Genomic DNA, 3,153 nt, shown 5'->3' with positions numbered 1-3,153 from the left:
ATCAAAAAACTATCAACTCTACGAGTTGATAAGTTCTATTTAAAATTAAAACAGGAAGATTTTTCATTTTTCATCATGAAAATCTTCCTGTTTTCGGTTCTGAGACACATTAATGTCCCAGCCCCTTCCGTAAATTGCACACATATAGTACCTATTTATCCTTCACTCTCATCAGTCGCAAACTATTTAATGCTACCAAAATAGTGGCTCCCATATCGGAAAGAATCGCAATCCAAAGGGTTAGCCAGCCTGGAATAACCAATAGTAAGGCAATTATCTTAATTCCGATGGCAAACGTGATGTTCGCTTTGATGATATTTAGCGTTTTCCTGCTAAGTCTTACTGCAAATGGAAGCTTACTTAAATCATCTCCCATTAATGCAATATCAGCTGTCTCGATGGCAGTATCTGTTCCAGCACCGCCCATTGCAATGCCAACAGTGGATGCAGCAAGTGCAGGAGCATCATTGACGCCATCGCCAATCATAGCTACATTACCATGCTCGGCTTTCATTTTTTTAATATAGTCCAACTTATCCTGTGGCATCAATTCGGACTGAATATCAGAAACGCCTACATGAGCACCGATTGCTTCTGCGGTACCTTGATTATCACCTGTCAGCATAATTGTTTGCTTGATTCCTAACTGATGAAGTTTTTGAATCACATTTTTACTTGTTTCGCGGACCTCATCTGCTACAGCAATCACGCCGAGGATTGTTTGGTCCGTTCCAATAATCATGGCCGTTTTCCCTTGGTTTTGTAAAACTTTCACTTTATTTTCAAACTCAAGGATAAAATTGGAAACATTTAATTCTTTAAAAAGTCTTGGACTGCCAATGTAATAGGTTGTTCCATCTATATTCCCTTGAATGCCCCGACCTGTAATAGAAGTGAAGTCCTCCACTCTAACATCGGAATAAGTAATATTATCTTGCTCTGCTTTCTTCATTATTGCTGAAGCAAGTGGATGTTGTGATCGATATTCTAAAGCTGTAATAATGGAAAACAGCTCTTTTTCTTCCACTTGATCATTTAACACTTTAAAATCTGTTACCACTGGTACACCTTTTGTCAGTGTTCCTGTTTTATCAAATGCGATTGCCTTAATGGCTCCTAATTCCTCTAGATAGACACCGCCTTTAATCAACACACCTTTTTTAGCTGCATTTCCAATTGCCGAGACAATCGAGATTGGAGTAGAAATAACTAATGCACACGGACATCCAACTACAAGTACCGCTAATCCTTGATAAACCCAAGTATCCCAACTTCCACCAAAGAATAAAGGTGGAACGACTGCAACGAGCGCCGCAATAACCATAATGATCGGCGTATAATATTTCGCAAATTTATCTACGAATGCTTGCGCTGGAGCGCGCTCCCCTTGTGCTTCCTCAACCAGATGAATAATCTTGGAGATGGTTGTATCCTCTACGTATTTGGTGATTTTTACTTCAAGTAGTCCCTCTTCGTTAAGCGTACCTGCAAATACTTCATCATCTACCGTTTTGGCAACAGGGACAGATTCTCCTGTTATAGCAGCCTGGTTGACAGCCGACACCCCATTTATAATGATCCCATCCATGGCAATTTTCTCCCCTGGTTTGACGATCATAATATCACCCACGGCGATATCGTCCACATGGATCATTATTTCCTGACCATTCCGCCTAACAAGTGCTTCTTTTGGGGCAATATCCATCAATGAACGAATGGACTGTCTTGCTCTATCCATAGAAAAACGTTCAAGTGCTTCACTGATTGCAAAGAGAATGACAACAATGGATGCCTCTGCCCATTCACCAATGATGGCAGCTCCAATAACTGCAACGGTCATCAGGGTTTTCATGTCGAAATCAAAGCGTATCAAATTTTGAAAACCAACTTTAAATAGTGAATATCCGCCAATTACAATCGAACTTACAAATAACATGGAAGTTACAAGGTTATCTTCTCCATTTACAAATTGAGAAAGGTAACCAAAAGCAATCAGTAATGTGGCAAACAGCAATGTGCTGTGTTTTTTATAAAACGGTATTTTCTCTTCTTTAGGAGCCTTAGTGTCTTCTTTGACCGCTTGTATCGATGGATTCGCCAGTTTTTCAGGAATTACCTTAAGATTCTCGAAAGCACCTGCTTTTTCAAGCTCTTGAACCGATGCATTTCCATATACATCAATTTTGGAAGCGCCAAAGTTCACTTTTGCATCCTGAACTCCAGCTAGTTGTTTTACATTTTTTTCAAACTTCCCAGCACAGTTTGCGCAAGAAAATCCCTCCACACGGTAAATATTTTTATCTTCTGTTACCACTGGTTCGACCCGTCTTCTAGCCTTCTCTGGTGCCACTTTAAGATTCTCGAAAGCACCAGCCTTTTCCAGATCTTCAACGGTTGCACTGCCAAAGACATCAATTTTGGAAGCTCCGAAATTGACTTTAGCATCATACACCCCTGGTAGTTCTTTCACATTTTTTTCAAACTTCCCAGCACAATTCGCACACGAGAAACCCTCCACACGGTAAACCTGTTTATCTTCTGTTAATGTTTTTGCTGAACTATTCAATACTAGCAACCTCCTTTTGATGCAAGAAAGCTTTTTCTACAAGCTGTTTAACATGCTCATCATCTAGTGAATAATAGACTAATTTTCCTTCTTTACGGTATTTTGCTATACCTAAATTTTTCAATAATCTTAAATGATGGGATGCTGTAGCTGTTGAAGATTCAATGATATTAGCTACATCACAAACACATAACTCTCCCTCTAAAGACAAAACATAAGCAATTTTAACTCTTGTATTATCTGATAGAGCCTTAAAAACTTTCGCTACATCCATAGGATTCTGTTTAGCAAGGTCTTTTTTAGCCCTGTTTACCTTATCTTCATGAATATAGGTAACTTCACACATATCTTTTGTCATAATTATCCTCCTTATTCAAATGACTGTTTGTTTGATTATTATAATATATCCCACCATAAACAAATAGTCAAATGATTGTTTGAATGATATATAATTAATATTAAAAAGGGGCTGGGACATAAATACAGCTCCAAAAGAACCCCGCTAAGATTCCAAATTGGATTTTAGCGGGGTTCTTTATATAATTTACACATATTGTTTCAAAAAAATAAAGCCCTCACTTATAATA

Annotated in this window: 2 protein-coding genes; both read right to left on the bottom strand. The window is 38.4% G+C overall.

The features are described 5' to 3' along the window. Positions 1 to 151 precede the first annotated feature (151 nt). Complete coding sequence (locus HHH54_RS10830) at positions 152 to 2,566, bottom strand: heavy metal translocating P-type ATPase (protein WP_198618808.1); 2,415 nt, start codon at positions 2,564 to 2,566, stop codon at positions 152 to 154. Further along, positions 2,559 to 2,924: an ArsR/SmtB family transcription factor gene (locus tag HHH54_RS10825; protein ID WP_198618807.1), complete on the bottom strand. Its 366-nt coding sequence runs from the start codon at positions 2,922 to 2,924 to the stop codon at positions 2,559 to 2,561. The genes HHH54_RS10830 and HHH54_RS10825 overlap by 8 nt, the downstream gene beginning before the upstream one ends. Between the last annotated feature and the right edge of the window lie 229 nt (positions 2,925 to 3,153).

The organism is Staphylococcus canis (assembly GCF_016238445.1).
In the GTDB taxonomy this organism is placed as follows: domain Bacteria; phylum Bacillota; class Bacilli; order Staphylococcales; family Staphylococcaceae; genus Staphylococcus; species Staphylococcus canis.
This window is presented reverse-complemented; position numbering and strand designations above follow the sequence as displayed.

Coding starts and splice junctions, on each gene's coding strand:
- HHH54_RS10825 (WP_198618807.1), bottom strand. CDS start 2,924: ATGACAAAAGATATGTGTGAAGTTACCTATATTCATGAAGATAAGGTA.